Annotated in this window: 25 protein-coding genes and 1 pseudogene; 19 read left to right on the plus strand and 7 right to left on the minus strand. The window is 62.5% G+C overall.

The genetic code is table 11. The features are described from left to right. Window positions 1-195 precede the first annotated feature (195 nt). The 6 genes from QMK17_RS03430 (at window position 196) to QMK17_RS03455 (ending at window position 3,855) form a co-directional block, all read left to right on the plus strand. Window positions 196-885 (plus strand): hypothetical protein, encoded by a 690-nt coding sequence (locus tag QMK17_RS03430; protein ID WP_283507044.1) that lies wholly within the window; start codon window positions 196-198, stop codon window positions 883-885. Then, window positions 882-1,643 (plus strand): hypothetical protein, encoded by a 762-nt coding sequence (locus tag QMK17_RS03435; protein ID WP_283507045.1) that lies wholly within the window; start codon window positions 882-884, stop codon window positions 1,641-1,643. Before QMK17_RS03430 ends, QMK17_RS03435 begins: the two co-directional genes overlap by 4 nt. Before the next feature lie 654 nt (window positions 1,644-2,297). Next, window positions 2,298-2,723, plus strand: a complete 426-nt coding sequence (locus tag QMK17_RS03440; protein WP_283507046.1) for a hypothetical protein — start codon at window positions 2,298-2,300, stop codon at window positions 2,721-2,723. Continuing rightward, complete coding sequence (locus tag QMK17_RS03445) at window positions 2,687-2,956, plus strand: type IV toxin-antitoxin system AbiEi family antitoxin (RefSeq protein WP_283507047.1); 270 nt, start codon at window positions 2,687-2,689, stop codon at window positions 2,954-2,956. The genes QMK17_RS03440 and QMK17_RS03445 overlap by 37 nt, the downstream gene beginning before the upstream one ends. A gap of 118 nt (window positions 2,957-3,074) precedes the next feature. Beyond that, window positions 3,075-3,542 carry a nucleotidyl transferase AbiEii/AbiGii toxin family protein gene (locus tag QMK17_RS26365; protein ID WP_336620125.1) on the plus strand — a complete coding sequence of 156 codons (468 nt, stop codon included), beginning with the start codon at window positions 3,075-3,077 and terminating at the stop codon, window positions 3,540-3,542. 22 nt (window positions 3,543-3,564) lie between these two features. Next, a complete protein-coding gene (locus QMK17_RS03455; protein ID WP_283507048.1) occupies window positions 3,565-3,855 on the plus strand; it encodes a hypothetical protein in 291 nt (96 codons plus the stop codon). Between the two features lie 41 nt (window positions 3,856-3,896). On the opposite strand, the gene QMK17_RS03460 is transcribed toward QMK17_RS03455, so the two are convergent. Then, on the minus strand, window positions 3,897-4,232 hold the full coding sequence (locus QMK17_RS03460; protein ID WP_283507049.1) for a hypothetical protein: 336 nt from the start codon (window positions 4,230-4,232) through the stop codon (window positions 3,897-3,899). Here QMK17_RS03460 and QMK17_RS03465 point away from each other — a divergent pair. Continuing rightward, the gene (locus QMK17_RS03465) at window positions 4,231-4,395 is read left to right on the plus strand and encodes a hypothetical protein (RefSeq protein ID WP_283507050.1); all 165 of its coding nucleotides are present in this window, start codon (window positions 4,231-4,233) and stop codon (window positions 4,393-4,395) included. The two genes, QMK17_RS03460 and QMK17_RS03465, sit on opposite strands and share 2 nt — an antisense overlap. Window positions 4,396-4,544: 149 nt before the next feature. Further along, window positions 4,545-4,715 carry a hypothetical protein gene (locus QMK17_RS03470; RefSeq protein WP_283507051.1) on the plus strand — a complete coding sequence of 57 codons (171 nt, stop codon included), beginning with the start codon at window positions 4,545-4,547 and terminating at the stop codon, window positions 4,713-4,715. A 354-nt stretch (window positions 4,716-5,069) separates the two neighbouring features. On the opposite strand, the gene QMK17_RS03480 is transcribed toward QMK17_RS03470, so the two are convergent. Then, the gene (locus QMK17_RS03480) at window positions 5,070-5,663 is read right to left on the minus strand and encodes a TetR/AcrR family transcriptional regulator (protein ID WP_283507052.1); all 594 of its coding nucleotides are present in this window, start codon (window positions 5,661-5,663) and stop codon (window positions 5,070-5,072) included. A gap of 340 nt (window positions 5,664-6,003) precedes the next feature. Here QMK17_RS03480 and QMK17_RS03485 point away from each other — a divergent pair, with 340 nt between their 5' ends. From QMK17_RS03485 to QMK17_RS03525, 9 genes are all read left to right on the plus strand, one after another. Next, window positions 6,004-6,678: a hypothetical protein gene (locus QMK17_RS03485; protein ID WP_283507053.1), complete on the plus strand. Its 675-nt coding sequence runs from the start codon at window positions 6,004-6,006 to the stop codon at window positions 6,676-6,678. Next, window positions 6,671-8,050, plus strand: coding sequence for a glutamine synthetase family protein (locus QMK17_RS03490; protein WP_283507054.1), 1,380 nt, complete (start codon window positions 6,671-6,673; stop codon window positions 8,048-8,050). The genes QMK17_RS03485 and QMK17_RS03490 overlap by 8 nt, the downstream gene beginning before the upstream one ends. Before the next feature lie 20 nt (window positions 8,051-8,070). Beyond that, window positions 8,071-9,156, plus strand: a complete 1,086-nt coding sequence (locus QMK17_RS03495; RefSeq protein WP_283507055.1) for a Zn-dependent alcohol dehydrogenase — start codon at window positions 8,071-8,073, stop codon at window positions 9,154-9,156. Beyond that, a complete protein-coding gene (locus QMK17_RS03500; protein WP_283507056.1) occupies window positions 9,134-9,892 on the plus strand; it encodes a gamma-glutamyl-gamma-aminobutyrate hydrolase family protein in 759 nt (252 codons plus the stop codon). The genes QMK17_RS03495 and QMK17_RS03500 overlap by 23 nt, the downstream gene beginning before the upstream one ends. Beyond that, window positions 9,879-11,378, plus strand: a complete 1,500-nt coding sequence (locus QMK17_RS03505; RefSeq protein ID WP_283507057.1) for an amidase — start codon at window positions 9,879-9,881, stop codon at window positions 11,376-11,378. Before QMK17_RS03500 ends, QMK17_RS03505 begins: the two co-directional genes overlap by 14 nt. A gap of 151 nt (window positions 11,379-11,529) precedes the next feature. Then, window positions 11,530-11,742, plus strand: coding sequence for an aldehyde dehydrogenase family protein (locus QMK17_RS03510; protein ID WP_283507058.1), 213 nt, complete (start codon window positions 11,530-11,532; stop codon window positions 11,740-11,742). A gap of 26 nt (window positions 11,743-11,768) precedes the next feature. After that, window positions 11,769-13,250 carry a flavin-containing monooxygenase gene (locus tag QMK17_RS03515; RefSeq protein ID WP_283507059.1) on the plus strand — a complete coding sequence of 494 codons (1,482 nt, stop codon included), beginning with the start codon at window positions 11,769-11,771 and terminating at the stop codon, window positions 13,248-13,250. A 5-nt stretch (window positions 13,251-13,255) separates the two neighbouring features. Continuing rightward, window positions 13,256-15,031, plus strand: coding sequence for a phytanoyl-CoA dioxygenase family protein (locus tag QMK17_RS03520; protein ID WP_283507060.1), 1,776 nt, complete (start codon window positions 13,256-13,258; stop codon window positions 15,029-15,031). Window positions 15,032-15,522: 491 nt separating this feature from the next. Next, on the plus strand, window positions 15,523-16,275 hold the full coding sequence (locus QMK17_RS03525) for a hypothetical protein (RefSeq protein ID WP_283507061.1): 753 nt from the start codon (window positions 15,523-15,525) through the stop codon (window positions 16,273-16,275). 834 nt (window positions 16,276-17,109) lie between these two features. Here the strand turns inward: QMK17_RS03525 and QMK17_RS03530 are convergent. The 4 genes from QMK17_RS03530 to QMK17_RS03545 form a co-directional block, all read right to left on the minus strand. Next, window positions 17,110-18,156 (minus strand): ABC transporter ATP-binding protein, encoded by a 1,047-nt coding sequence (locus QMK17_RS03530; RefSeq protein WP_283507062.1) that lies wholly within the window; start codon window positions 18,154-18,156, stop codon window positions 17,110-17,112. Next, the gene (locus tag QMK17_RS03535; protein WP_283507063.1) at window positions 18,153-19,667 is read right to left on the minus strand and encodes an ABC transporter permease; all 1,515 of its coding nucleotides are present in this window, start codon (window positions 19,665-19,667) and stop codon (window positions 18,153-18,155) included. Before QMK17_RS03535 ends, QMK17_RS03530 begins: the two co-directional genes overlap by 4 nt. A gap of 71 nt (window positions 19,668-19,738) precedes the next feature. Beyond that, complete coding sequence (locus QMK17_RS03540; RefSeq protein ID WP_283507064.1) at window positions 19,739-20,767, minus strand: iron ABC transporter substrate-binding protein; 1,029 nt, start codon at window positions 20,765-20,767, stop codon at window positions 19,739-19,741. Then, window positions 20,764-23,379, minus strand: a complete 2,616-nt coding sequence (locus QMK17_RS03545; protein WP_283507065.1) for an AMP-binding protein — start codon at window positions 23,377-23,379, stop codon at window positions 20,764-20,766. The genes QMK17_RS03540 and QMK17_RS03545 overlap by 4 nt, the downstream gene beginning before the upstream one ends. Window positions 23,380-23,488: 109 nt before the next feature. Between QMK17_RS03545 and QMK17_RS03550 the strand changes: the two are divergent. Continuing rightward, window positions 23,489-23,735, plus strand: a pseudogene (locus QMK17_RS03550) (SDR family NAD(P)-dependent oxidoreductase); the annotation flags it as partial. Then, window positions 23,707-24,219, plus strand: a complete 513-nt coding sequence (locus QMK17_RS03555; protein WP_283507330.1) for a hypothetical protein — start codon at window positions 23,707-23,709, stop codon at window positions 24,217-24,219. The pseudogene QMK17_RS03550 and the gene QMK17_RS03555, both read left to right, overlap by 29 nt. Here QMK17_RS03555 and QMK17_RS03560 read toward each other — a convergent pair. Beyond that, window positions 24,183-25,469, minus strand: a complete 1,287-nt coding sequence (locus QMK17_RS03560; RefSeq protein ID WP_283507066.1) for a PucR family transcriptional regulator — start codon at window positions 25,467-25,469, stop codon at window positions 24,183-24,185. The two genes, QMK17_RS03555 and QMK17_RS03560, sit on opposite strands and share 37 nt — an antisense overlap. Between the last annotated feature and the right edge of the window lie 117 nt (window positions 25,470-25,586).

The raw sequence follows: 25,586 nt of genomic DNA on the forward strand, positions 1-25,586 counted from the left end.
CGGAAAGACCCTGGTCAACAACCCCACCGACACCACATCCGACAGCCGACGATCCGAGACCGGTTTCACCCATCCGCTACGAGGCACAACTCATCATACCTCGAAGGTCCTTAACTGAACGGTATTGAGGTTAAACCGATCAAGACAGCGAGCTACCGTCGGTTCGACGATGCGTCGGAGAAGATCGCCTCAGAGTTGGCCAGGCTGATCGGGCTGCCTGCTGCGCGGGTCGAACTTGCCGCACGGGGTAACGAGGTCGGGATTATCTCTCGCAACGTCACACCAGACGGCTGCTCGCTCGAATCCGGAGACACACTCCTCTCGGAATTCGACGGTTACCTCTCATGTGCCGCCGACGATCGCCCGAAGAATCGGGTCGGCCACAACCTGGACAACATTCAGTGTCTTCTCGACGATGTCAGCGCTCAAGGCGACCTGGGAACGGATACCCGTGGCTTCGACCTCTTCGCCGGCTACCTCGTGTTCGACGCCTGGATCGCCAACACCGACCGCCACGCGATCAACTGGGGTGTCCTCACACAATATGTCGACGGCAGCCGCTTCCTCGCGCCGTCGTTCGACCATGGAAGTGCGCTGGCTTCTGGGGTGCAGGACGAATCCATGGCGACGAGGGACGCCTCCACGTATGCCGAACGAGGTATGGCGCACCGCTTCGAGAACGGCAAGCACCTCCCGTTGGTGGAGTTGGCGTTGCAAGCGGTCGCTCGTGCTGGCACGGACGCCCACCGGTGGATCGAGCGAATTGGCGAACTCGACGCTGACGTTGTCGAGTCCGTGGTGCACGCTGTTCCCGGAATGTCAGAGCTTCGGCGTAGCTTTGTACGTACGCTGTTGGACACGAACCGGAGGAGGTTGACAGCATGACCACCACTGCGGTCGACCACGTTCCTGCGAGCGCTCCCGAGACATTGAGCCGGCTTCTCGTTACCGTCCGCGATCCCGACACGCGCCAGTACGTACCGATCGGGTTTCTGCACCGCACGCTGGATTGCTACGAATTTTCCTACCTGGAGTCGGCCCTTGCACGTGACGACTTCCGTCCGCTACCCGGGCTGACGCACGCCACCCATGTTCCGATGTGCGCTGCGAACCTCTTTCCAGTGTTCGCCGAACGGGTCGTGTCCTCGCGTCGGCCGGACCGGTACGCGTCCATGGACGCGCTCGGTCTGCCGATGTCGGCCGCGCCGTTCGAGGTGCTTGCTCGCTCGCATGGGCAGCGGGTCGGTGACACGATCGAGTTGCTTCCCGCCCCGATTGCGGGCCCCGATGAGTTGGTGTCCTTTCCTTTCTTGACGCACGGGGTTCGCCATCTGACGCCGGAGGAGCAGCAGCGGATCGCGTCGCTGTCACCCGGCGACAACCTCCGACTGGTCCGAGACAGCGACAACCCCGTCAATCCGCACGCGTTCCTCGTCACCGACGACGGAGAAATCCGTTTGGGATGGGTGCCCGATCCGTTGATCGCCGTACTTGAGTCGTTGACCGATCGGCTTCTGACGGTGGAGCGTGCGAACGGTCCCGAGATTGGGTTCCACTTTCGGCTGCTGGTCAATATTTCTGGGCGCACTCGTGCGGATCGACGTCTCTTCGACGGTGCTGAGTGGGACACCCGTCGGGGCTGAGAGCCGCTTGTCGTGCCGGCTGCGCGAGTTGTGATTCCACACTTCCTTTGCGAATTTTTCGCGCCGGACGCGAGTGAGTTCACATGAACGCGCGTGTAGATGTAAAGCCACCGAACAGCTGAAATGGGGCCTTCGTTTAGGGTCCAGACGGTGGATCTCGGTGTCACGAGCGTGTCACATGTCAGTACGAACTGACGTGGATTCGGGTGGCACCGCCTGGACTAATAATGCTGGTCAGGGCCTCTGCGGTGGGTCCACCCGGACGTATCTGGTTGTCTCGCAACATACTTGTAAGCGAGCGGTCAACGGTTCAATCCCGTTAGGAGGCTCCATAGGACAGCTCTGACCAGTGAAAATGGTTGGGGCCGTTTCTTTTTGGCCGCTTTCGTCGCTCGTTTGCAGAATGAGCCTGGTCGGTCCACCTGGGTTTATGGGGTTTCTGCGACCTGGGGATTTGCCAGCCGATCGGCAGGATCGGGCGCTCGGTGTCACAGAATGTCACAACTCGTTGCTAATTCACTGGTGAGCGTCCGTGTGGATGCGGCCGGGCACGAGTGGTTTCGACGGCCGTGTCCGTGTGCTCTTGGGACGTTCTAAATAGTGTCGGTTGAGTAGGCTTGAAGCCTACTTATTCGACACTTATCGGAGGTGACCGTGACTACGAGCAATGTCCGACGCCGTCAGACCGGGTTACCTCCCGAGTTCGCTCGACTTCCGATGCGGATGGTGCGAGCCGCTACGGCCGCCGATGTGTACGCGCACCCGCGGGCCGAGCTCTCGCGGCTGACGGACTTGGGTCTGCTGCATCGAGTGGCCACGGGCTTCTATGTGGCTGTGCCCGACGATCAGGTCGGGACGAAGTGGATTCCGGGCTTGGAGGCTGCAGCGGCTGGTATCGCGGTTGCTGCCTACAGCACCGGTGATGCTGTCGTGATGGGTATCAGTGCGGCCCGGATGCACGTGCAATTCCGCGGGCGTTGGCGACGGCGGTGGTTGCGGTCCCGACGCGGCATGATCCGATTCGGTTGGCAGATAGGCCAGCGGTGGTCCGGTTCGTCGTCCGCGATACCGCACGTCTGAATGCGGAGCGAATGGACACCGAGCTAGGTCCGGTGTTGGTGACAACGGTCGAGCAGACGGTCTTGGATCTGGTGAAGCGTCCAGGGCTCGGTGACGCCGAGGGTGAGGTGTGGCCGGCGGTGGAGCAGTTGTATCGACGGTGCGACCCGGTTGTGGTGGCCGAGATCGCCGATGCTCAGAAAATGCGAACGACGTTGACGCGGCTGCAGGATCGGTTGGGGGAGCGGTCGTGATTCCCGATGACTTGGCTTCGGTAGCCGCGCGGTTCCACGGCGCACGCATTCAGGTCGAGAGGGATCATCTGATTTCACACCTGCTCGGCTACTGAGTGTGCAGTTCTCGGATCGCATCGTGTTCATCGGCGGAACGGCATTGGCACGAACGCATTTGGTAGACGGGCGTCTCAGTGAGGACATCGACTTGATCGCTGTTGGTTCGAGGTCCGAGGTCGCTCGTGATCTCGATCGGGCTTTGCCGCGTGCGGTGATGCGGTCACATGGACGGTTGGTGTGGGATCCTGCGATCAGCGATGTACCCGAGCATCTCGGTGCCGTGCCAACGAGTCCCTGGGATTGGTCGGGCATCATTGGGCGCCGATTTCCTGGTTCCGATTCGTTTGCTGAGTGTTCTGCCCGACAGAGCAATGACATGGGGGTTGGGCCGTCGGGTGCCGGTTCAGGAGTGTTCTGTTGTAGGGCATCATCAGTTGATGAGCGATCTCGAATACCTCGCCACTTTGCTTGCTGGATTGGATGCGGAGATTGCGCGAGTCTCTGCTGCCGAATAGGGTTCCGACGAGCAGTCATCTGCCGTCGATGACGCGGCCGATGCCGTCTTGCGGTTGCAAGCGAAGGTCAAGGCCGGGTACCCCGGCATGAAGGCCTACTACATCGCAACGTCGACCGATCCGAATGGAATCAGGCTCGAGGGAATTTCTGCCCTGCAGGGCAAACGTGCCCACGAACTGGTACGAGACGGCGGGTGGATGCACGTGGATTCCAGCACGGTGCTCGATCTTCTCGATGACGATCAGATCAGTCGGTACCGAGCCGTCGCGGGACGCGGTGTGGCGCAGACGTTTCAAGACTCACGTGACTATCTTGCAGCGGCAACAGGTCTCGCCGAAAAGTAGACCACAGCAGCAGCGCGGAAATCCGAGCTATCGGACGCGATTTACAGGGCCACGACCTGGCGCCTGCGTAGAACGGGATGGTCAGCGGGAAAGCTACCTCCGCGGGGAACTTGCGTGTAGAACGGGGCGCTGTATCGAAGGGCCCACGCTGCCGAGAGGGTGAGGTCGGCCATAGACCGAGCAGGGCGATCCGTCGGCTCGAGCGGAAGGCGAAGCGGCCGTCCGGGCTTTTCGGCAGGTGTCGGACCTGCGCCGTATGTTGACCGCAGCGTTCCAGCCGCCGTCCGCTCGCCCCGCAACTCGGCTTCGACTACAGCGACCGCGGCCACACAGTCGTAGCCCGACCCTAGCGATACCGGAAGGAACGTCAGAGTCATGGCAGCCCAAGCGTGGGTGACTCTGATCGTCGGCGTATCAGCCGTCGTCGGAGTCGCGTTGACCATCCGACAGCGCACCGTTGCCGACAAACGCTGCCAAGCGTGGCAACGCATCACCTGGTGCCTCGACCACACTGTGAGCGACGAAGCCGGACTCGGCTGAGACATCTACGCAGCGGCACCCGATTCGCCACTCATGACCACCACGGAGAAAGCCGTTCTTAAAGTGGTTGCTGATCGCACCGCCCTGGCGCTGGCGCGTTCGACCGATGACGAGGACACTGATAGCCGGGATGAGCAGGAGGGCCCGCGATGACTACCACCGAAGAACACAAGAGCGGCAAGTCTCCGCGCCCGCGGGTCGCCGCCGCTGCAGCTCGCGCCTCGATAGTCATGAGCGAGCGCGACGGGGATGACGTGCCTCAGTGGCTGCGTGACGTAGCTGCGGGCAAAGCAATTTCCAAGGCAGCAGTTAAGATCTGACCTGCCACCCAAGAGCACATCGATGGCACGCACCCCCGCCCGGGCTCATTGGTACGAGTGTCTCGGCTTGGACTGATGTCTCGCCGTCGATCGGCCGTTCGAGGCCGGGCCGGAGGCGTCGGTCAAGCTGGTGCGTTTCCCGCAGCGGCAGGCGCGGACGGTGGTCTATGGCGAGCAAGGCGTTGGCGCGCAAAACGATCCGGGTGTGCTGACGCTGCTGCTGTCGGAGACAGGTGGCCGTCCGTCGACGAGTTCCGAGAAGTGTCTCGAATCCAGCTGCGCAGCCGCACAGCCGGGCGCACAGCCATCGCTCGACGCTCGGGCCGCCGGCGCTGAGAGACGGCCGGGAAGATTTCAGCGGGGTGAGTGGATCGAGTCGATGATTCCGACGATCGCGGACGAGATGGCGTCGAGCTCGGGTGCGCTGACGCCGGTCGCGCCGGTCGCGAGGTTTTGCATGTAGATGCCGTCGATTGCGCCGACCGTGTAGCGGGCGAGGAGTGTTATGTCGCTGCCGTCGATGTCGGTTGCGTGCCGAAGCTCCTCGGCGAATGTCGAGATGTATGTGCTGTAGCTGGCTGCGGCGAGTTCGGCCTTGTCAGGATTGCGCAGCGTCCACAGCAGCAGCTCGTATTGGGCGATCGGGACGCCTCGGTCGGTTCGGAGGAGATCCTGGAAGCGCTGGAGCAGGGAGCGGATGATCTCCTCTCGGGTGCCCCCGGTCGTTGACTCCAGGCTTGATCCCACCGCGGTGGCGCGAAACATGTCGTCCACGGCGGTGTAGATCTCTACCTTGCCGTCGAAGCTGTAGTGCAACGCAGCGAGGTTGACGCCGGCCTCGTCTGCGATTCGACGGGTGGTCGCCGCGGCCAGCCCGTCGCGAATAATGACTCGGGCAGCGGCCTGGACGATCGCGGTCCGCCGCTCGGATGCCGTCAGGTACGCCATTCGCTCCACCGTTCGCCTTCTCGTTGTCGTGCCTCGCTGGGTTCGAGCGTATCGACGTTGCTCTGCGTGCATAACACCCCGGTAGACCCTCGATGAGCTAGCGGATTCGGTGTGCCGCGACGCGGTACCTCGAGGCCTTCTGCCGGTTTGCCTATTGACGTTAGCTGAGATCCGCCATAATCTCAGTCACATGATTCAGTCATGTGACTGACTTCATTGCTCGACCGTATCGTCCGTCAGATCACACTCGGCGATATCCGCTGTGACGTCGCACGAATTGCACGTCGTGACCGCGGGAGCGAGTCGGTCGCCCACGCCCATTACTGGAGGGAACACCCCCATGACTGACATCCGAGAGCGGGTGGATGTACATCCGCCACGACTCGATGAATCCCATATCCGGCATGATCCCGACGCCGCCGTCACAACGGAATTCGACCCAACTCCGCTGGTTCGAGCTGTTGCGACCCGCCTGCGTGTTGCGCTTCGTTCCGGCTCGGGCTGGAAGGCCCTCGAGGCGATGTCCGTCGAGGTTGACCTCCACTCGACCAGTGACCCGCAACGCGCACGGTTGACTCGAACAGCAACCGGCATGCACGTCAGCAGTCCTGACGGTCCGGCAGTTCCTGTTGTCGGCATCGATGTCGACGAACTGCGTGTTTCCGGGGATGAACCACTGGCCGGCGCAGTGGATGTAGCCGCGTTGTCGACTCTTATCGAACCGGAGCCACCGACACTGGACATCGCCGGTCGTGAATTCTGGGAGAAAGTATCCGGTCTGCCGGGTATGCCCGGATTGTCATTGAATGCTCTCGACACGGGCGCGGCCGTCCACTTGGGCCCCGCAACGGATGCGTATGAAATTCACGGCCTCGAGATGGACCTACGGCGACTACTCGCGGGTTTCGAGTTGTTCGTCTACTCCTTGCGCGCAGGAAAGTTTTACATCAAGGGCACGCACCGGCAGTTGTCGGTCGTCGCCGGAGCATCGATGAAAGCGGTTCTCAATGTCTGACGCCACGGACCTCCCCAGCTGGATCGACCGCAATAGCGTTCGCACGGTTCGCGTCCAAACGGTGACGTTGGACGGGGCATTGGTGGGAAAACATCTGTCACCCAGAAAGTTTGAGTCCGGTACCCAATCGGGCTGGGGATTTGCCGATATCGCCCTCGCGGTCGATCTTGGAAACACTGCTCAGCTGGGGTTCGACTTCGGTGATTGGCGCGGCGAGATGCACGACGTCTTCCTCCGCCCCGACCTTGCGACCCTCTCCGAGGACGCCTCACTGCCTGGTCTCGCCACGGTGATGTGTGATCTGGTCGACCAGCAGGGCGCACCTCTTCCGGTGTGTTCGCGGTCGACGCTTGCGCGTATGGTCGGCGAGCTCGGCCAGATGGGATACACGGGCAAGGCTGCCGTGGAGATCGAGGCCACGGTGTTCGAGGAGTCCATCGAGCAGGCCCGGGAACAGCGTTTCAAGAACCTGCATCCCCTTGGTGGCACCCAGGGTGCGATCTACCTGCTGAGCAGGTCACGGGACTACACGATACTGATGGACGCCATGGCTGACCGAATCGAGCGGGCCGGAATCCCCTGGGAGGGTTGGGCGGACGAGTCGGCGCACGGCCAGATCGAGATCAACCTCCCACCGACCGACATTCTCACCGCAGCAGACTGGTACGTCCGAACGAAGCAGATCATGCGGGAAGTCGCCTACGAACACGGCCGCACCATCACCTTCATGGCGCGGTGGTCGCCGGACCAATTCGGGCAGGGCGCCCACATCAACCTTTCGCTTCAGCAGGAGGGGCGGAATGCCTTCTTCGATCCCGTCGAGCCACAACGTCCGTCGGAGACGATGCGGCACTTCATCGGTGGTGTCCTCAACAATCTAGCGGCAGCCAGCTCATTCCAGTACCCCACCGTAAATTCATACCGGAGAATCGCAGAGTTCGACGGACCGCCCACCACCGTGACGTGGGGGGTGGACAACAAGAGCGCCGCTGTCCGGGCCGTGTGCACCACCGAGAAGCTCTCTCGCGTCGAGTATCGCGTTCCGTCAGCGGACGTGAACATCTATCTGTCGATAGCCTCGTTCCTCGCCGGCGGACTGATCGGACTCCGGGACCGTAGCGATCCTGGCCCCGAATGCACCGTCATGGCCTGGGGATTGCCGCCGGGAACTCCGAAGCTGCCCGCCACCCTTTCCCAGGCGATCGCGGAGCTGAGCGCTGATCGAGAACTGACAGAGGTTCTGGGGCGAGAGATGGTCGAGTACTGGATCGGCACACGACGGTGGGAGTGGTTGCAGTTCTTCACCACCGGGGGTGACCCGGCAGCAGGAGTTTCCGACTGGGAGCTCGAACGCTACTTCGAGCACGTCTGACACCGAGGGCAGGAACAACTATGAAAGCCGCAGTACTGAACGCTGCCCCGGGGCGGCTCGAGTTCGAGGAACTCGAGATCGATACTCCCGGCCCCCGGGACGTTCATATCCGCACGGCAGCCGTCGGGCTTTGCCACACCGACCTGCACTACATCGACGCGCTCTGGCGAACCGAACTTCCCGAGGTCCTCGGGCATGAGGCATCCGGCGTCGTCGAATCAGTGGGCGCAGAAGTCATGGCAGTAGCACCGGGCGACCACGTCGTGACGTGCATGACCGCGTTCTGCGGTCGCTGTCGTTACTGCATTTCCGGTCGACTGACCCTGTGCTCCAATCACTCCCGTATCCGCTCCAGGCCTCAACCGGCACTGACGAACAAAGCCGGCCGACCCGTCGGTCGAATGGGTGGTGTCGGCGGGTTCGCCGAGCAGATGCTCGTCCACGAGAACAGCGTGGTCCGCGTCGACGATGCGCTACCTCTCGACTGTGCGAGTCTGCTCGGGTGTGCAACCATCACCGGCGTCGGGGCAGTTTGGCATAGCGCCCGCGTTGAACCCGGGTCGTCCGTTGCCGTCATCGGTTGTGGGGGAGTCGGGCTCTCGGCTATACAGGGCGCACGGCTTGCCGGCGCGGCGCGGATCATCGCGATCGATGTGGATCAACGGAGTCTCGATCAGGCCCTTCGGGTCGGAGCTACCGCGTCAGTGAATGCGGCCGAGTCCGAACCCGTCGACGCTGTGCGCACGCTGTGTCCGGGGGGAGTGGACTATTCGTTCGAGGCGATCGGCCGCAGAGTCACAGTCGAACAGGCTTTCTCGATGCTCGCTCCAGGAGGTGTTGCCACCGTCCTGGGCATGGTGCCTGACAGCGAACCCTTGCACATCACCGCTTCGGAGTTGTTTTTCCAGGAGAAACGATTGCAAGGCTCTCTACTCGGATCGAACCATTTTCCGACTGATATTCCCCGATTAGCCGAGTTGTACGGCCAGGGCCGACTCGAACTCGACGAGATGATCTCGCTGCGATTTCCCTTCGGCGAAATCAACTCGGGAATCACGGCGCTTCGCGGAGGAGGTGTGAATCGTGTCGTCGTCGAATTCAGCTGACCGTGTGCGCCGCCCACTGATCGGAGTGACCGGTCGTCGCTCGAGCGCAGGACGTCAAGATGTCGAACCCCGATATCGCCACCTCGAGTTCGACATGCACTACTCCGATTTTCCGGCTCGACTGTCTATGGAGGGCGCTCTTGTCGTCCAAATACCCTATGAAGCAGGCGGAATCGAGTTACTCGGACAGCTCGACGGGATAGTCATTTCGGGCGGGCAGGACGTTCACCCCGAAACGCTGGGCATCGACGCCGTGCCCACCGACCCGGACAGCGACCCGCGTCGAGATGCGTATGAAATCGAATTGATATCGGGTGCCATCGATCTAAATATTCCGCTACTCGGAGTCTGTCGAGGTATGCAGATGCTGAATGTGGCATTGGGAGGCACGCTCGTGCCTGATCTCCCGACCACTGACATCGACCACCGGTCATCAGGACACGGGATAGCAGACGAGACCCACCGCGTACGGCTCGTCACCGGTTCGACATTGTTCGAAATATACGGCGCACACATAGAGGTCAACTCCCTGCACCACCAAGCGGTGGACCGGCTCGGTCCGGGCCTCGCTGCGACCGGGTGGGCTCCGGACGGCGTAGTCGAAGCCGTGGAGATGAGCGAGAGACCGGTCGTCGGCGTCCAATGGCATCCGGAATGGCGCCGGAAGGACCCGGTCTTTGCATGGTTGGTTCAGGCCGCGCTCGCACGGAAGGAGACATTCGATGGAGCTGCATGACTACTCACGCATGGATGCCACGGACCTCAAGGCTCGGCTCGACCAGAACGAGATCAACCCCGCTGAAGTGCGCGATGCCGCACTAGCTGCGATATCCCAAGTCGACCCGCACCTCGGCGCCACTGTCGGCCCCGCGCTCGATCCGCCGCCGACGTACTCCACATCCGGCACGTTCGCAGGGGTTCCGTTCGCACTCAAGGATCTACTCTGCACGGCGGCCGGGATACCGAACGAGAACGGCAGCGCAGCAACCGCGGGTTATGTCGCCACGCGCGACTCCGATTTGATGGGACGGTGGCGCGCTGCCGGACTGGCGGTGACCTGTCGCACCGCCACACCGGAATTCGGATTCAACGCAACCACCGAACCAGCGGTGAACGGTCCTACTCGCAACCCCTGGAACCCGGAACGGGTTGCCGGTGGATCCAGCGGTGGCTCCGCGGCGCTCGTCGCAGCCGGGGCCTTGCCGTGGGCGCATGCCAACGACGCCGGCGGATCCATACGAATCCCTGCCGCACTGTGCGGGGTCCTCGGACTCAAGCCGACCCGCGGTCTCGTTCCACCCGGCCCCGACTCGGACGAACCGCTGTTCGGACTCACCACCGAGTTCGCCATCACACGGACAGTTCGCGATGCCGCCGCATTGTTGGACGTGGTGCACGGCAGCGCGCCGGGGGACCGGTACTTTCAGCCGCGTCGCAGTCCTGGCCACTACCGCCGAGCGGCCGCGCAGCGCCCAGAAGGTCTTCGAATCGCCGTTTCGATCGACTCGCCTGGAGGTGGGCCCGCTGCGGATACCGCCGTTGCAACCGAGGTGGCACGAATCGCGCGTTTGCTCGAACAGTTCGGTGGCCACGTCGAGTACGCGGCACCGGATGTCGACCCCGAGCGGTTCCGGGATCTCAATCTCACTTTCTGGTCCGCGTCCATCGCCGAGTCGATGCGCGCACTGACCGGAGGATGCGGCATCGAGGTCGTGTACCTCGCGCTGGAGAGCTCGACTGCGGCCATGGTTCGTCACGGGTTCACCTTGAGATGGGCGGACATCGCGCGTGCCCGCCACTACCAGAACCACCTGACCCGGAGCACCGCAAACTTCTTCGAGTCGTTCGATTTGACGCTCACACCAACCACTGCGTCAACCGCCTGGCCGATTGGCGAGCTCGACTCCAATCGAACCGGCATCACCGCGGACGAGTGGGGCGACACTTTGGCGCGGTACGCACCCTTCACCGCGATTTACAACGTCACCGGCCAACCAGCGATCTCCATTCCCACGGGAATGTTCGACGGCCTTCCGATCGGAGTGCAGCTCGCCGCTGCCCCCGGCCGCGAAGGACTGTTGCTTGCCGTGGCGGCACAGTTGGAAGAAGCCATCCCATGGGCGGGCCGCGTTCCACCGATTTATGCCGGCAAGCCCCTCCTCCCGAGAACGAACAGTGCCCGACCCTCTACTCGGAAACAGATCGCAGATGAACACCCGTGAGGAATGGGCACCAGTCGCGACGGTGCCAACACCGCATGCCATGTGGCTCAACGGTCATTGGCTCGACGGCACCGATAGTGAGCGCCACCAAGTTGTATCCCCCCCTACAACGACGCTGCCTTCACCAGTATCCCGCTGGCGATCCCGGCCGATGTCTCCGTTTGGTCTCGGAGTGGGCGTGTGGACGTCGAATCTCACACGAGCCCAGCGACTCACGTGCGACCCCGACGCAGGCCTTATCTGGGTGTACCCCTACGAGGAAGGTGACCTTGCCGTTCCCTTCGGCGGGCGCAAACTTTCCGGCCGCAGTGTGGACAAGAGCATCTATGCACTGGACAAATTCACGTCGACGAAGACGACGTGAATCCATCTCTAGACAAAGGCACAGCAATGTCATCACGGGTCAACGACGGCCACATCGCGATCATCGGAACCGGGTTTTCCGGACTGTGCATGGCGATCGAACTGAAGAAGAAGGGCATCGACGACTTCACCTTGTACGAACGCGCCGACGACGTCGGCGGAACCTGGCGAGATAACACATATCCGGGGGCAGCATGCGACGTCCCGAGTGTGCTGTACTCCTTCTCATTCGCGCAGAACCCGAACTGGACCCGCATCTTCCCGCCATGGTCGGAACTGCTCGACTATCTCAGAGCGGTTGCCGTGCAATACGATCTGATGTCGCACATCCGCTTCGGCGTCGAGGTATCCGAAATGCGGTTCGATGAGGACCGGCTCCACTGGAGCATCCAGTTCGCTTCCGGAGAATCAGTGGTGGCGGCGGTTGTCATCAACGGCTCTGGGGGCCTGAGTAATCCGTCCATCCCACAGCTTCCCGGACTCCAGACATTCGAGGGAACCGCGTTCCACTCCGCCCAGTGGCGACATGACCTCGACATGTCGGGAAGGCGTGTCGCGGTGATCGGCTCCGGTGCCAGCGCGATCCAATTCATCCCCGAAATCGCCCCGCGCACGGCCGCCTTGCATGTGTTCCAGCGATCACCCAACTGGGTCATGCCCCGAGGTGACGCTGCGCTATCACCCCGAACCCGTGAAAGATACGTGCGGCGTCCGTATCGTCAACGGTGGCTCCGATGGCGCACCTATTGGGCGTTCGAAAGGCTCGCCAGCGCCTTCCTCGGAAACCGCAAGCTCGTCGAACAGTATCGCACCCAGGCGCTCGCCAACCTTGAACAACAAGTGCCGGAATCGAACTTGAGACTCAGGGTCACCCCGAAGTACGACCCTGGCTGTAAACGTCGCCTGATTTCCGACGACTGGTACCCCGCATTGCAACGGGAGAATGTACACCTGATCACCTCGGGAATTGCCGAGATCTGCCCGCACTCGATCATTGACTCCGATGGTACTGAATACAGTGTCGATACTTTGATCTTCGCGACAGGATTCCAGGCAACCAGCTTCCTGGCGCCGATGAAAATATTCGGTCGCGAGGGAGTTGAACTCTCTGATAGCTGGCGCGAGGGCGCTGCGACAAAGCTCGGGCTTGCGACTGCGGGCTTCCCGAATCTTTGGTTTCTCAACGGACCGAACACCGGTCTCGGCCACAACTCGATCATTTTTATGATCGAAGCGCAGGCCCGGTACATCGCGTCCGCGGTGCGGCACATGCGCCGAAAGCGTATCCCTGCGCTCGATCTGAACCGCACTGTCCAGACACACAGCTACGCCGCCACCCAGGAGCGCATGCGACGAACGGTATGGGCATCGGGCGGCTGCGAGAGCTGGTACCAATCCGCTGACGGCCGAATCGACACCCTGTGGCCGGCCAGCACAATCGAATATTGGTTGCGCACCAGGTTCTTCCGTAGGTCCGACTTCCACGCACTGACGACAGGTAAAGGATGATCAACATGGATGTATCGCTACTCGGCACCGGCCTGATGGGAACTGCTCTTGCTCAGGCACTTACCCGCAACGGATCCAAGGTGACGGTATGGAACCGAACCCCCGACAGAACCGCACCTCTCGCTGCCGTTGGGGTCGCAGTCGCCGAATCACCGCAGTCCGCGATTGCCGCAAGCCCGATCGTCATCATCAGTCTGCTGAACTATGAAATCGCTAAAAATGTTTTGGCAGAGGCTGATTCGATTGACGGGAAGATCATCGTCAACACCGCAACCGGGACGCCGGAAGAAGCGAACCAGTTCGCCGAGTGGGTCGAAGGGCTAGGCGCACGGTATCTCGACGGAGCCATAGCCGCATACCCGGAGGACATCGGAACCGAAAGCTCGGGGATAAACTACTCCGGAGACGAGCGAGCATGGGAGGATGTGCGGAGTCTCGTACTGCCCATCGCCGCACAGTCCCGATACGTCGGAGCCCGACCCGGCGCGGCAAATGTGATCGACGCGGCCATGGCAGGCGCTTTCTTCAACGTTGCGCTCGGTGCATTCCACGAAGCAGCAGCGTACGTCCAATCCGAGGACGTCGCGATCTCGGAGATGCGCCACAGCTTGCATCTCTGGACCGACAAACTGCTCGAGCTCCTTCAAGAAGCTTTGGGAGCCTTCGAATCCGGTGACTACGAGACCGATCAGGCAACCTTGAACGTGTACGCGGCAGCAGTCAAGGCGTGGCAGCAGTCGATGCAACGCGCGGGCCAACGCGCCGCGTTGATGACGGCGAATCTCGAAAACCTACAGCGTGCATGCACCGCCGGATATGGAGACAAGGGAATCTTCGCGCAAATCGAAACACTCTCTGCCAATGACGATCCACAATCTGAGGAGACACCCATGACCACCACGGCCAACCACCTCACCGCCCTGCCCGTGACAACAACGGTCGACGAGATCGTCGACGTGATCCACCGCGACGGCGGAGTCATCGTCGAGGGTTTTCTCGACGCCGGTCAACTCGATGAACTGCGTGCTCAACTCGAACCTGTCCTCGAAAGCACCGGTTACGGAGAAGACGAATTCTTCGCTGGAACCCAGACCCGAAGAGCAGGAGGCCTGTTCGGACGGATCGACCTCATGCCCCAGATCGCGCTCCACCCGCTCTACTGCGGAGCTGCGAAGAAAATTCTCCAGACGCCCCTGTCTGTCTGGGCCGGAGACGACCAGATCGAAATCACTCCAGATATCCAGATCGGTGTCACCCAGGCAATAGAGATCCACCCAGGGCAAGGCGCGCAGCCTCTTCATCGGGACGACACGAGCTTTCTGTGGCGCCACCCGGACTACGGCCGTGAGGGACGGCTGCAGATCATGGTGGCGGTCAGCGATTTCACGGAGGAAAACGGTGGCACCCTCGTCATACCCAAAAGCCACCGGTGGGACGACGAACGAGGCCCGAAACAAGCCGAAGCAGTGCCGACCGTGATGCGAGCCGGTTCGGCTCTGATCTGGACCGGCTCGACGTATCACGGAGGCGGGAACAACTCGTCCGACATGCCACGTACCGGACTGACGATGGCCTTCGATCTGGCATGTCTGCGTCAGGAAGAGAACCAGTACCTGTCGATTCCGCGCGAGAAGTTGCTGGACCTTTCCGAGGAGATACAGCGGCTACTCGGCTGGGGCTCCGGTGCGAACCTGATGGGTTACGTCGAACGGGGCGGTCAGATGATCGACGCACATGTTCTTCTCGAGGACGCCTCCGTCGAACTCCCAACCGCCCGCTGACGCATCGATCCGGTCTGCCGCTGTCCACCCACTACCCATGCCACGCATGGGGGTGGGTGGACAGTAGCGGCTCGCCGTCCTCCGCGTTGCCGCTTGGTGCTGCGATGCGTGAGTATCCCGGCCCTCAATGCCGGCTGGCAGTAGCGAACATCGGGTGTGGGTCTGGAGCAGTCGATGTTGAGCAAAACTGACAGATGTTCAGTATTCGAAGCGTTCGGTATTCCTTCGAGGATCAGGGGTGCTGACGGCCAGACTGCCGTCGCTGCCATGCTCGAAACCAGCAGAACACGTGCTCGCCAGAGGGTGTCAAGCGAGACGGCGGACCCGCCATGTAGCGACTGTCGCGCTCGATCACAGTCACCCGCCCGTCCGGTGTCGGCAAGGTCGACAGTCGAGATCATAGCCAATGGGAGAGCGCCGCTGTCCCTGCCGGAACCGCTACCGGGCGACGTGCTCGACGCCGTCGCCAATACCCCGATCGAGCAGTGGCCATGAACGACACTTCGGTCCACAACAGCTCGGATCGGCATGGCCTGCGTGCTCAAAAACGTCGCACCGCACTGGTTGTCGTGGTGGCCGCGGCGGCGGTGGTGGCCGCTATCGTGGCTTTGACTCGCGGCGACATCGATCCTTCGCCCGACAGTCGGACCGATGTCGCTTCCGGTGTGAATGCCGCGACCACCACCGAGCAAGCATCCGGACCTACTCACACTTCGGCATGGTCCGCTGAAGCGGGATCCGCTTACGGGCGTGAGTTCGCCGCGTTCCGTTCGCCCGCCGCCGGCCTCATGTTCGATTCCGGTGCCTACGGCGTCGTCGACGGAGGGGACGTTCTTGTCTCCGCGGTGGGACTGCCGAACCCCAGGACGTATTCACTCGACGACGTCCAGCTGGTGGGCATCGGAGTCAGCGACGGCGAGGTGCAGTGGTCGGCGTCTCCGGGAGGATTGGACAGCTGCGCGAGTCGACCTGCGCGGGGCGAACTGTTGTGCCTGGATTCGTACTCGGACGTCCCGGCCGCTGTTGCTGTTGGTGTTGACAACGGAGCGACCCGCCGAAGTCCACTGCCCGACCGATGGTTTCCCTTCGCGATCGAGTCCGACGGTGATTCTGTGTACATCTTGGAGGGTAACCCCGAGGACAGTGAATCCGTGCTGCACGGGGGCAGTGTCGACGCGCTCACCGATGCGTGGTCGCTCCCTATAGCGGCGTTCGCCCCGTGGGAAGGTGTCGGGGAACGCTGATACGCGTCGCTGGCGATCGAGGTGTTGTCACTCTCGGCGGCGACGCCGAATTCTTCGACACGGGAACGGGTTCCGTCGTCGACGATCTCGAGCCGAGCGGTGAATGAATGAGGCGGCGTGGACGTTCGCGGTCAACCGTGACTGGTGGATGCGCAATATTCGAAACGTGCAATATTCGTCCGGACTTGCCGAGTTGTCGACCGGACGTTTGCGGTACCGGAGAGGTCGCCGGACGCCGTCGCGATTGTTCGTAGCTGGCAGATGTCGTGCCAGATGAACTGCCTTGGATCCTTCCGAGCTGGAAAAACGTCGTAACACCTACTACCGGCCACGAACGGTCTGCGGGGCACCTCCGTCCTTTGGTCTTGCGGACCACCGCCGGTTGCGATCGGTGCGGGGTCAACAGATGGCGTCGTACGTAGCGTTGGTGCTATCGGAGGCGCTGTTCAAGGCCGGTGTTTTGCGGGATTCAAAGGAACCTCGAGCGCAGAGAAATCTACACTGGAGCCGTGGTCAATTAGTGGATTGAGGGCGAAGATTTCTGCGGGTCAGGTGTGCACCGAGTAGCTGCGCGTCCGGGTGGATTCACTAGAGTCCACACGGCCTTTCGGTGCGAACCTCGGTGCCACGAGCATGTCACAAGTCGGTACCTACGAGGGTGGATTCGGGTAGTACCGTCTGAACGATTGATACAAATCAGAGGCTGTGTGGTGGATCCAACCGGACGTATCGGGTTGTCTCCCAAGATACTTGTAAGCGAGCGGTCAGCGGTTCAATCCCGTTAGGAGGCTCTCCCAAAAACTGCAGCTGAGTCTCATCACCCATGGAAAACTCTCACAGGTCGTACGCCACGGCTTCGCCGAGGACGCGGATGGTGACCCTGTCGCCGGGCGTCAAAGCGGTGGAACCGAAGCGACGCACAGTAACCCGCTCGGACACGACGGTGTCCACGGTGTCGAGGCGGACCCCGAGCAGCATCTCCGACCCGAAATATTCCACATCGGCGACTGCCCCCGATACTCCTGCGCCGTCGGTGGCTACCTCGATCTGTTCCGGCCGCAACATGATTCGGGCAGCACCTGCGATGGCGTTCGAGGACGGGGCGACGTCGACCTCGCCGAGGGCGCAGCGGGCCCGACCGTTCTCGATGTGGGCCGTCAGGACGACGGCGTCGCCGATGAATTCAGCGGTAGCGACGTCGACAGGGCGGGAATAGATCTCGCGAGGTGTACCGATCTGTGCGAGACTGCCCGAGTTCATCACCGCAACCTGGTCGGCGAACGACAAGGCCTCGGGTTGGTCGTGGGTGACGAGAATGGTGGTGATCGCCGCCTTGGCGAGGACGTCGGCGACGATCCGTCGGGTGTGCGCCCGCAAGCCGGCGTCGAGTGCGGAGAACGGTTCGTCGAGCAGCATCAGCTCAGGTTCCCGCGCCAGCGCCCGCGCGAGTGCCACGCGCTGCTGCTGACCGCCGGAAAGCTGATCGGGTCGACGGGACGCGTAGGACGAGTCCAGCGATACCATCTCGAGCAGTTCGGTGATCTTCGAGACGGTGCGGGCACGGCGGGGCAGGCCGAACCCGATGTTCGCGCCGACTGTGGCGTGTGGAAACAGGGCCCCGTCCTGGGCGACATACCCGACCGACCTTCGGTGCGCAGGCGTCCAGTCTGCTCCCGCGACGATCTTGCCGGTCAATGCGATGGTGCCTGCGTCGGGTTTGTCGAAGCCCGCGATGAGTCGGAGCAGCGTCGTTTTGCCGCACCCGGACGGCCCGACGATTGCTGTGGTGGATCCAGCCTCGATCGCGAACGCAACGCTGCGTAGCACCGCTACGTGACCGAACGATTTGTCGAGCTCGTCCACCTTCAATGCGTATGTCACAGGCCCGCTATCTTTTTCGACTGGGAGAAGAGAATGTAGGTCATGGGCAGGGACAGCACGATCATGATCAGCGCGTAGGGAGCCGCCCCTGAGTAGTCGATCTCACTGCTCAGCGACCAGAACTGCATCGACAGTGTGCGGGTTCCGGTCGGTGCCAGCAGCAGTGTGGCGGTCAACTCGTTCACGATCCCTAAGAACACCAATGCACCACCAGCCGCGGTGGCCGGTGCCGTCAGTCTGAGAGTCACCCGAAAGAAGCTCGATAGCGGTGACAGACCTAGCGACCGCGCCGCCTCGTCCAACCCGACGGGCGCCTGCGCGAGCCCGGCGCGCAGGTTGACCAGCGCACGTGGCAGGAAGAGCAGCGCGTAAGCCGCAATCACCACGACCACCGTCTGATACAGCGGGCTCGCGTAACGGATGGCGACGGTGACGAACGCCAACGCAACCACTATGCCGGGCAACGAACTCGAGATGTAGGTGCCACCCTCGAGGAAACGGCTGAACCGTCCGCGGTGGCGAATCGAGATCCACGCGACCGGGAATGCAAGTGCGCACGTCAGGACCGCACCGGCAATTCCGAACCCGAGCGTCTGGAGTAGCGCGGAGGAGACATCGTCCCACTCCCACACCTCGCTGCCGCCGATGACGAGCCACCGCACAACACTGCCGATCGGGACTCCGAGAGACGCTGCGATCAACACGCCCAGGAACGCGAGGGCTATCGGCGAATACCGCCAGCCGAGTTCTGCGGGCACAGCAGGGCGGGCTGCACCCGAACCTATGCGGGCATATCGGGCACCGCCACGCACAACCGCTTCGATCACCAACAGTGTGAGGCACAGCAGCACCAGAACACCGGCGAGCATGGTCGCCGCAGCTCCGTTGAACGTTGATTGATACTGCTCGAAAATCGCTGTCGTGAAGGTGTCGAACCGGATGAAGACGAAGGCGCCGTATTCGGCGAGTAGGTGCAGCGCGACCAGAAGCGCGCCGCCGGAGATTGCCAGCCGCAACTGCGGCACCACGACGCGAAAGAACACCGCCCACGGTCCGATACCGAGTCCTCGCGCCGACTCCTCGACCGCGGGGTCGAGCCTGCGCAGCGTCGCGGCTACCGGAATGTAGACGAGCGGAAAGTACGAGAGCGTCGCGATCAAAACGCCGCCGCGCAGCCCGCCGAGGGAAGGACTTGCCGTCACCCACGAGTAGCTGTTCACGAACGCCGGAACAGCCAGCGGCGCAGCGAGCAGTACCGCCCACACCTTCGCCCCGAACACCCGTGTGCGCTCGACCAACCAGGCGGCCGCAACGCCGATTGCCACACAGATCGGCACCGTCACCATCACCAACATCACGGTGTTGACCAACAATTCGCGGACCCGCGACCGGAACAGCAGCGCCGACGCGGTAGCCCAGCCAGTGTCGACACTCGCAGCGATCACATACCCGAGCGGGATAAGCGACATCACCACCACGATCACCGCGGTGATGGCCAATGGCAGTGGCATACGCGACCGGGCAGCTGGGCGGCGCAGCCTGCCTGCGTCGCCCAGTCGCTGTCGACGATTCGCCGTCGAAATCAGAGCAAACCGGCTTCGGTCATGAGCTCGGTGACCTGCGGGCTGTTGAGCTTCGCCGGGTCGACCGGTGGGGCCTGCAATTCAGCGAGGGGAACCAGATCCGCGTTGGCCGGCACTCCACTACCCACCGAGTACTCGAACGAGGTTCCGTCCCGCAGGACTTCCTGACCCTTCTGCCCGGTGACGAACGCCAGGAACTGCTGCGCTGCATCTTTTTTGGCGCTGGATTGCAGCACGCCACCACCGGAAATGCTTACGAAAGCGCCGGGGTCTTCGTTCTTGAAGTAGTGCAGGGCGACGTTGCTGCTGTTTTCGCCGGTCTTGGACTGATCGCCGAACCAGTAGTAGTGGTAGATCACGCCGCCCGGGATCTCGCCGGCGTTGACGGCCTTCATCACCGTGCCGTTGCCCTTGTAGGTACGGACGTTGTTCTTCATCCCCTCCAGCCAGGTGCGAGTAGCGTCCTCGCCCCTCAACTCGAGCAGCGCGCTGACGATGGCTTGGAAATCGGCTCCCGACGGCGATGCCGCCCAGCGGTCCTTCCACGCGGGGTCCTGCAGATCGAGCAGCGAGGCCGGGAGCTGCTCGGGGGTCAGCATGTCTGTGTTGTAGGCGAACACGGTAGTGCGGGCTGCGATGCCCGTCCACTTACCGCTCGACGGCCGGTACTGGCTCGGAACCTGGTCCAGCACTGCCTGATCGACGTCGGTGAACAGGTCTGCGTTCTCGACGAGCGTCATCGCCGGGGAGTTCTCGGTGAGGAATACATCTGCAGGCGATCGGTCACCCTCTGCGACGAGTTGGTTACCGAGTTCGGTGTCGCTGCCTTGGCGCAGTTCGACCTCGATGCCGGTCTCTGCGGTGAACGCATCAGCCCATTCTTTGGTGAGCGACTCGTGCTGGGCGTTGTAGACGGTGATTCGGTTGTCGTCGCCCGAGTCGGACTCAGCGCTCGAACACCCCGACACCGTCAACATTGCCGCGGTGGCCAGAGCGAGCCCCGCCATCAGTTCGATCCGCTTGCTCATCGTCCATCCTCTGCTTTTGCGGGACTACGCCCAGCCGTCTCCGACGCAACTATGATACTTAAAGGATTGGCAAACCTAATCCCCGGCCTTGCCCTATTCCACCGTAGACCGGAGATCACGAACGTCGCCGCCTGCCAGTAGAGAATCCCGACGACGATCGACAGGGCGAACGCCGGCCAGGGATAGTCGTCGCGCAACGGTAGATAGACCTGGAAATGGGTCAGGTAGATGTAGAGAGAAGCGCTCGCCAGAACCCCCGCAACTCGGCTCAGAATCGTCGGGCACGGGATCGACGTGAGCCACACCAGCAGGCAAAGTCCGGCGACCACGATGACTTCTCGTTGGGTGTCGCCGAAGAAGAATCCTGGAATCGAGAGCACGATCGCCGCGGTGACCCATACTCGGTGCCATACGGTCTTCGCCTGGGCGGCGGCCCAGCCGAGGGCGAACAACCAGAAGACCACCGACGCGGTCAGAATGCGGTTGCGGCTGTCGTCGATCTCGATCAGCCCGTAGCGGGTGACGAGGCCCAATGCCACCATCCCCATCGCGAACCAGAACGGGTGACCGCGTTCGACGCGGTCGATCACAGGAACATAGAGCACGGCGGCGGCGACGAGGACGATATACACAATCGCCTCGACGAACCAGTATCGCCACTCGACGGACCAACCATCCGGGCCGAAGATCCCGTTGAGCAGGAATGCACTGGTGATGCGGTAGTCCCCAGTGAGGGCGATGACGGCCCCGATCCACACCATGCTGGGGACGGCGATCCGGGCGACACTCCGCAGCGCGCGACGTGCGCGTGCGGTGCGATCGGCCGCGCCGAGGTGGAAGCGCGCGAAGTTGTAGCCGGCGATTCCGAGAAGTACGTGCGCCCCGCCGAGCAACGAGAACAGGTGGATGTGCGAGCCGGCAATCAGAACGATCGCAAGGCCGCGCAGCAGAACATTCGTCTCCACCCGGCGCCAGCCACGGCGCGGGCGCCGTGCCTGAACGAAGTCCACGACTCGGGTGTTGTGCCAGTCCGCCGGGAGGTGACCGAGCATCTCCTCTAGCCGCATGGACATTCGTACGTACGACAGAGAGTCGCCGCCCGAACTCACGAACGTGCTGTCGTCGTCGACGTGTCCGCAATTCAAGATGTCGGCGTACAACGCCTTCACATCGGCGATATCGGGGTCGGTCTTCGTCGTCGAGGCGGCCTGACCGGGGTCGGGCCTGCCCGCAATCTCCGCGACTGCTCGCGCGTCGGGTTTACCGGTAGAGGTTCGCGGTATCTGGTCGACGAGACACACCCGAACCGCTGCTGTGGGAAGGCCACTGAACTGTGCCGTCGAGCGTCGGACGCCGTCCACGTCAACGTCCTCCGCGACGACGACGAGTTCATCCGCGCCGCCGGTGCAGCACACGGTCAGCCCTCGCTGCGCGAGCGCGGACTCGACGCGTTGCAGATCGATACGCAGACCGAACACCTTCGCGAACCGGCTGCGTCGGCCGACAACCTCGTACAGTCCATCGTCCGCGCGCCGGGCGAGGTCACCTGTTCGCAGCTCGCCGGCGAGGGTGTCGCCCAGGCGCAAGTCGTCGGGGTCCTCGGCGTAGCCGAGCATGACGTTCGGCCCCGAGTAGACGAGCTCACCCGTACCGCGGGGAGCGTCTGCGACCGGCTCGAGGCGGAAGGATCCGCCGGGAATCGGACGCCCGATGGCATGCGGATGGGTGTTCGCAAGATCCGGTGGCAGATAGGCCATCCGGGCGGTCGCCTCAGTTTGCCCGTACATGACGAACAAGTCCCATCCTTGGCGTCGACCCAGCGCGGCGTATCTCCGGACACGGTCCGGCGACAGCCTTCCGCCTGCCTGCGTTATGTAGCGCAGGTCCGGCAGATTCATTTGTTCGAACCCGATACGGTCGAGCAGATCGAAGGTGTATGGCACGCCCGCGAACGTAGTGCCGCGATGGGTCCGCACGAGGTCCCACAAGCCGGGATCGGTGACTGAGGAATCGGTCAGAATGAGTGCTGCGCCCCGTAGCAGGTGGCTGTGCACGACCGACAGCCCGTAGCAGTAGTGCAGGGGCAGCGTAGTCACGGCCCGGTCGGCGGCGCTGATGGAGAGGTACTCTGCGATCGACTCGGCATTGGCCTGCACGTTGCGGTGCGAGAGGCGGACGAGTTTGGGCGAACCGGTCGAACCGGAAGTGCTGAGCAGCAACGCGAGGTCAAGGTGCAGCTGATGACTGGGTCGCTGACCGAGTTCCTCGACGACCGTGCGGCCGTCGATGTTGCGCACGACCGTGTCGGGCCGGTACGTGTCGATCAGACCGTCGAAATGGTCCGCATTGTCGCCCGAGGCCAGCAGCACCGGATGTCCTGCGCGCAGTGCCGCAAGGTAGGTAACGATGACGTCGACGTCGTTGGCACCGGCTATCAGCACCAGACGACGGTCCTGGCCGAGGTTCGATGCCTGCTGATCGATGCGCTCGTCCAGGTCGCTGTAGGTGACCGTCCCATGCGTCGTGATCAAAGCCGGTGCATCACCGAACCGGCCCAGGTCGCACGCGAAGTGCACACCGGGGCGTTCGACGCGGTTGAACTCGCTGGGCATCGACGGAGTCTATAAGGACTGCCGAACCTAACTCGCCCGACCAAGACAAAGATGAACATCTGGCACTGGCGCCGTCGCATGCATTCTGATGAGCACTCGCAGTCGCAGGATGCATGCACTTGCAGGGCTTGTGTGGACAGATGTCCGCCGCACGGCTCTCGTCACCGGTGCGTCGGCTGGTATCGGTGCTGCCTTCGCTGAACACCTGGCCGCCCGTGGCCGTGCTCGTTGCCCGCCGGGCCGAGCGGCTCGAACACCTGGCAGCGTCGCTGCGTCGTCGACACGGTGGCCGCGCCGAAATCATCGCGTCGGACCTCAGCGAGCCTGGTGCGCCTGCCGACATCGTGGATCGGGCAATTGCGCTTGCCGTCGGCCCTGCTCGATCAGGCGCGCGCAGTGCTCGGGCGGTCCCCGCGCTACATCGACTCTGTTGGCCGGCCAGGGGGCCTGGCAGTCATGACCTCCCCGGATGCATTGGACGGCGAATACCCTGGGACCGTCGCTGCGCGGATTCTGCTTCGCATCGGTCTGTACTCCAATGGCCGTACCGCTGGCTCGATTTCATGCCCCACCTTGGTGCAGATAATGGCCGACAACGCTGTCACTCCAGCGTCGGTGGCCATCAAGGCAGCACTGCAGATCAAGGAATCCAGCGTGCATATTCATAAGGGTGGCCATTTCGACCCGTACGTCGAGCCATGTTTCCGATCGTCGTCGACGAACAGTTGTCTTTCCTACGCAGGGTGGTACCTGTCTCGGTTCGCAAGGATGACTCGTAGGCGTCCCGGTCCTGTGCACCGGCCTTACGTCGGGTTGGGTGTGCTGCCGATCCAGGAATGAAGGACAAGAGCTTGTTCGACGTCGAATCTGTTGTCGGCGATCGGATGTCCGAGCATCTGTTCGGCGCTCTTGATTCGATATTTCACGGTGTTGTAGTGCAAGTGCAGCTCCGCAGCGGTAGCTTTGTGGCCCGACTGATGAGCGAAGAAGGCGCGCAATGTCTCTCGGAGTCGAAAGGCAGACTCCGAGTTGTCTGCGAGTGGACCGAGAACGCTGCGAATCCACTCCCGGGCGCGGACCGGATCGGCGCTGACCAGCGAACTGATCGCCAGGCCTGGATCGTCGTACGAGGTGACCGCCCGTACGCCATCGGCGAGCATCGCCATGGAGCGGGTCCTCAGGGCCTGGATATGGGAAGTCCGGAAACCCTTGCTGCCGAACTGCGAGGTCCCCAGTGCTACACGGACTTCGGCGAGGTCGTTTCCCGTCAGCACGCCTCGCACCCTCGGTAGATCCAGGCGTGTGGCTCCGTGGCCGAGCGGGATCCAGATCCAGGCGCTGAGCCTGTCCACGGCCACGAACAATGGCGTTGGCTCGGCGTCGAGCGTGCCGCTGATTCGGTGCGCTAGTTGTTCGAGCAGCGGTAAGCCGTCGAGGTCCGAATTTGGATGGTCGATCCACAGCACAGCAGCGCAATGATGTTGCGCAAGTTGATAACCAATGGCATTGGAGGCCTGAGAGTCATCGGTGGTGTGCTGGCCCGACAGGAGTTCCCGGATTCGGGTGGCTCTGACGTTGTTCCGATTGGCCAGCCACCGTTCGTGTTCGACCTGATAGGCAGTGACGACCTGCTCCGATATCCAGTCGATGTAGATCGAGCTTATCGAGACGATACGATGCGAAACCTGCAGTGCGAGTGTTGGTTCAATGGAAGAGCCGGCGATGTTGTCGAAAATTCGGTCCAGCAGGGTGCTTTGCCCCAGTCGGTATGCCCGCACAAGGGCGGTCACGGGGATTGCGTGTTGGGCGAGCCGTCGAGCGTATTCCATTGCCGCGGCTGGGGCGTGCAGGTGATCTGCTGTGATGCCGTGCTGCAGAACATGGAATACCGGATCGACGTTGCCTTCGATGCTCGCCCCGAGGAGCTCGAGGAGCTGAGCATCGCCGCCCAGCTCGGCGATCTCGCGTTCGAGGACGTCCCGTATGTGCCTCGATTCCTCGAGCAAGCGCACGCTCATGTCGGCGATAACGGACTTGACGAGGCTGTCGACTATTGGCGAGGTCGTTGCTATTGGCGGCGTCGAGGACACGGTGTAGACAATAGGGCCTCGGCGAGAAGGTTGCTGTCGAACGGCTCAGAAGAGCACACCACCGCTCTGACCTCACTGTAAGGCGGTCGCGCCCCTCCCGTCGTCGTCGCCCCGGCC

This window comes from Rhodococcus sp. G-MC3 (genome assembly GCF_030063335.1).
In the GTDB taxonomy this organism is placed as follows: domain Bacteria; phylum Actinomycetota; class Actinomycetes; order Mycobacteriales; family Mycobacteriaceae; genus Rhodococcoides.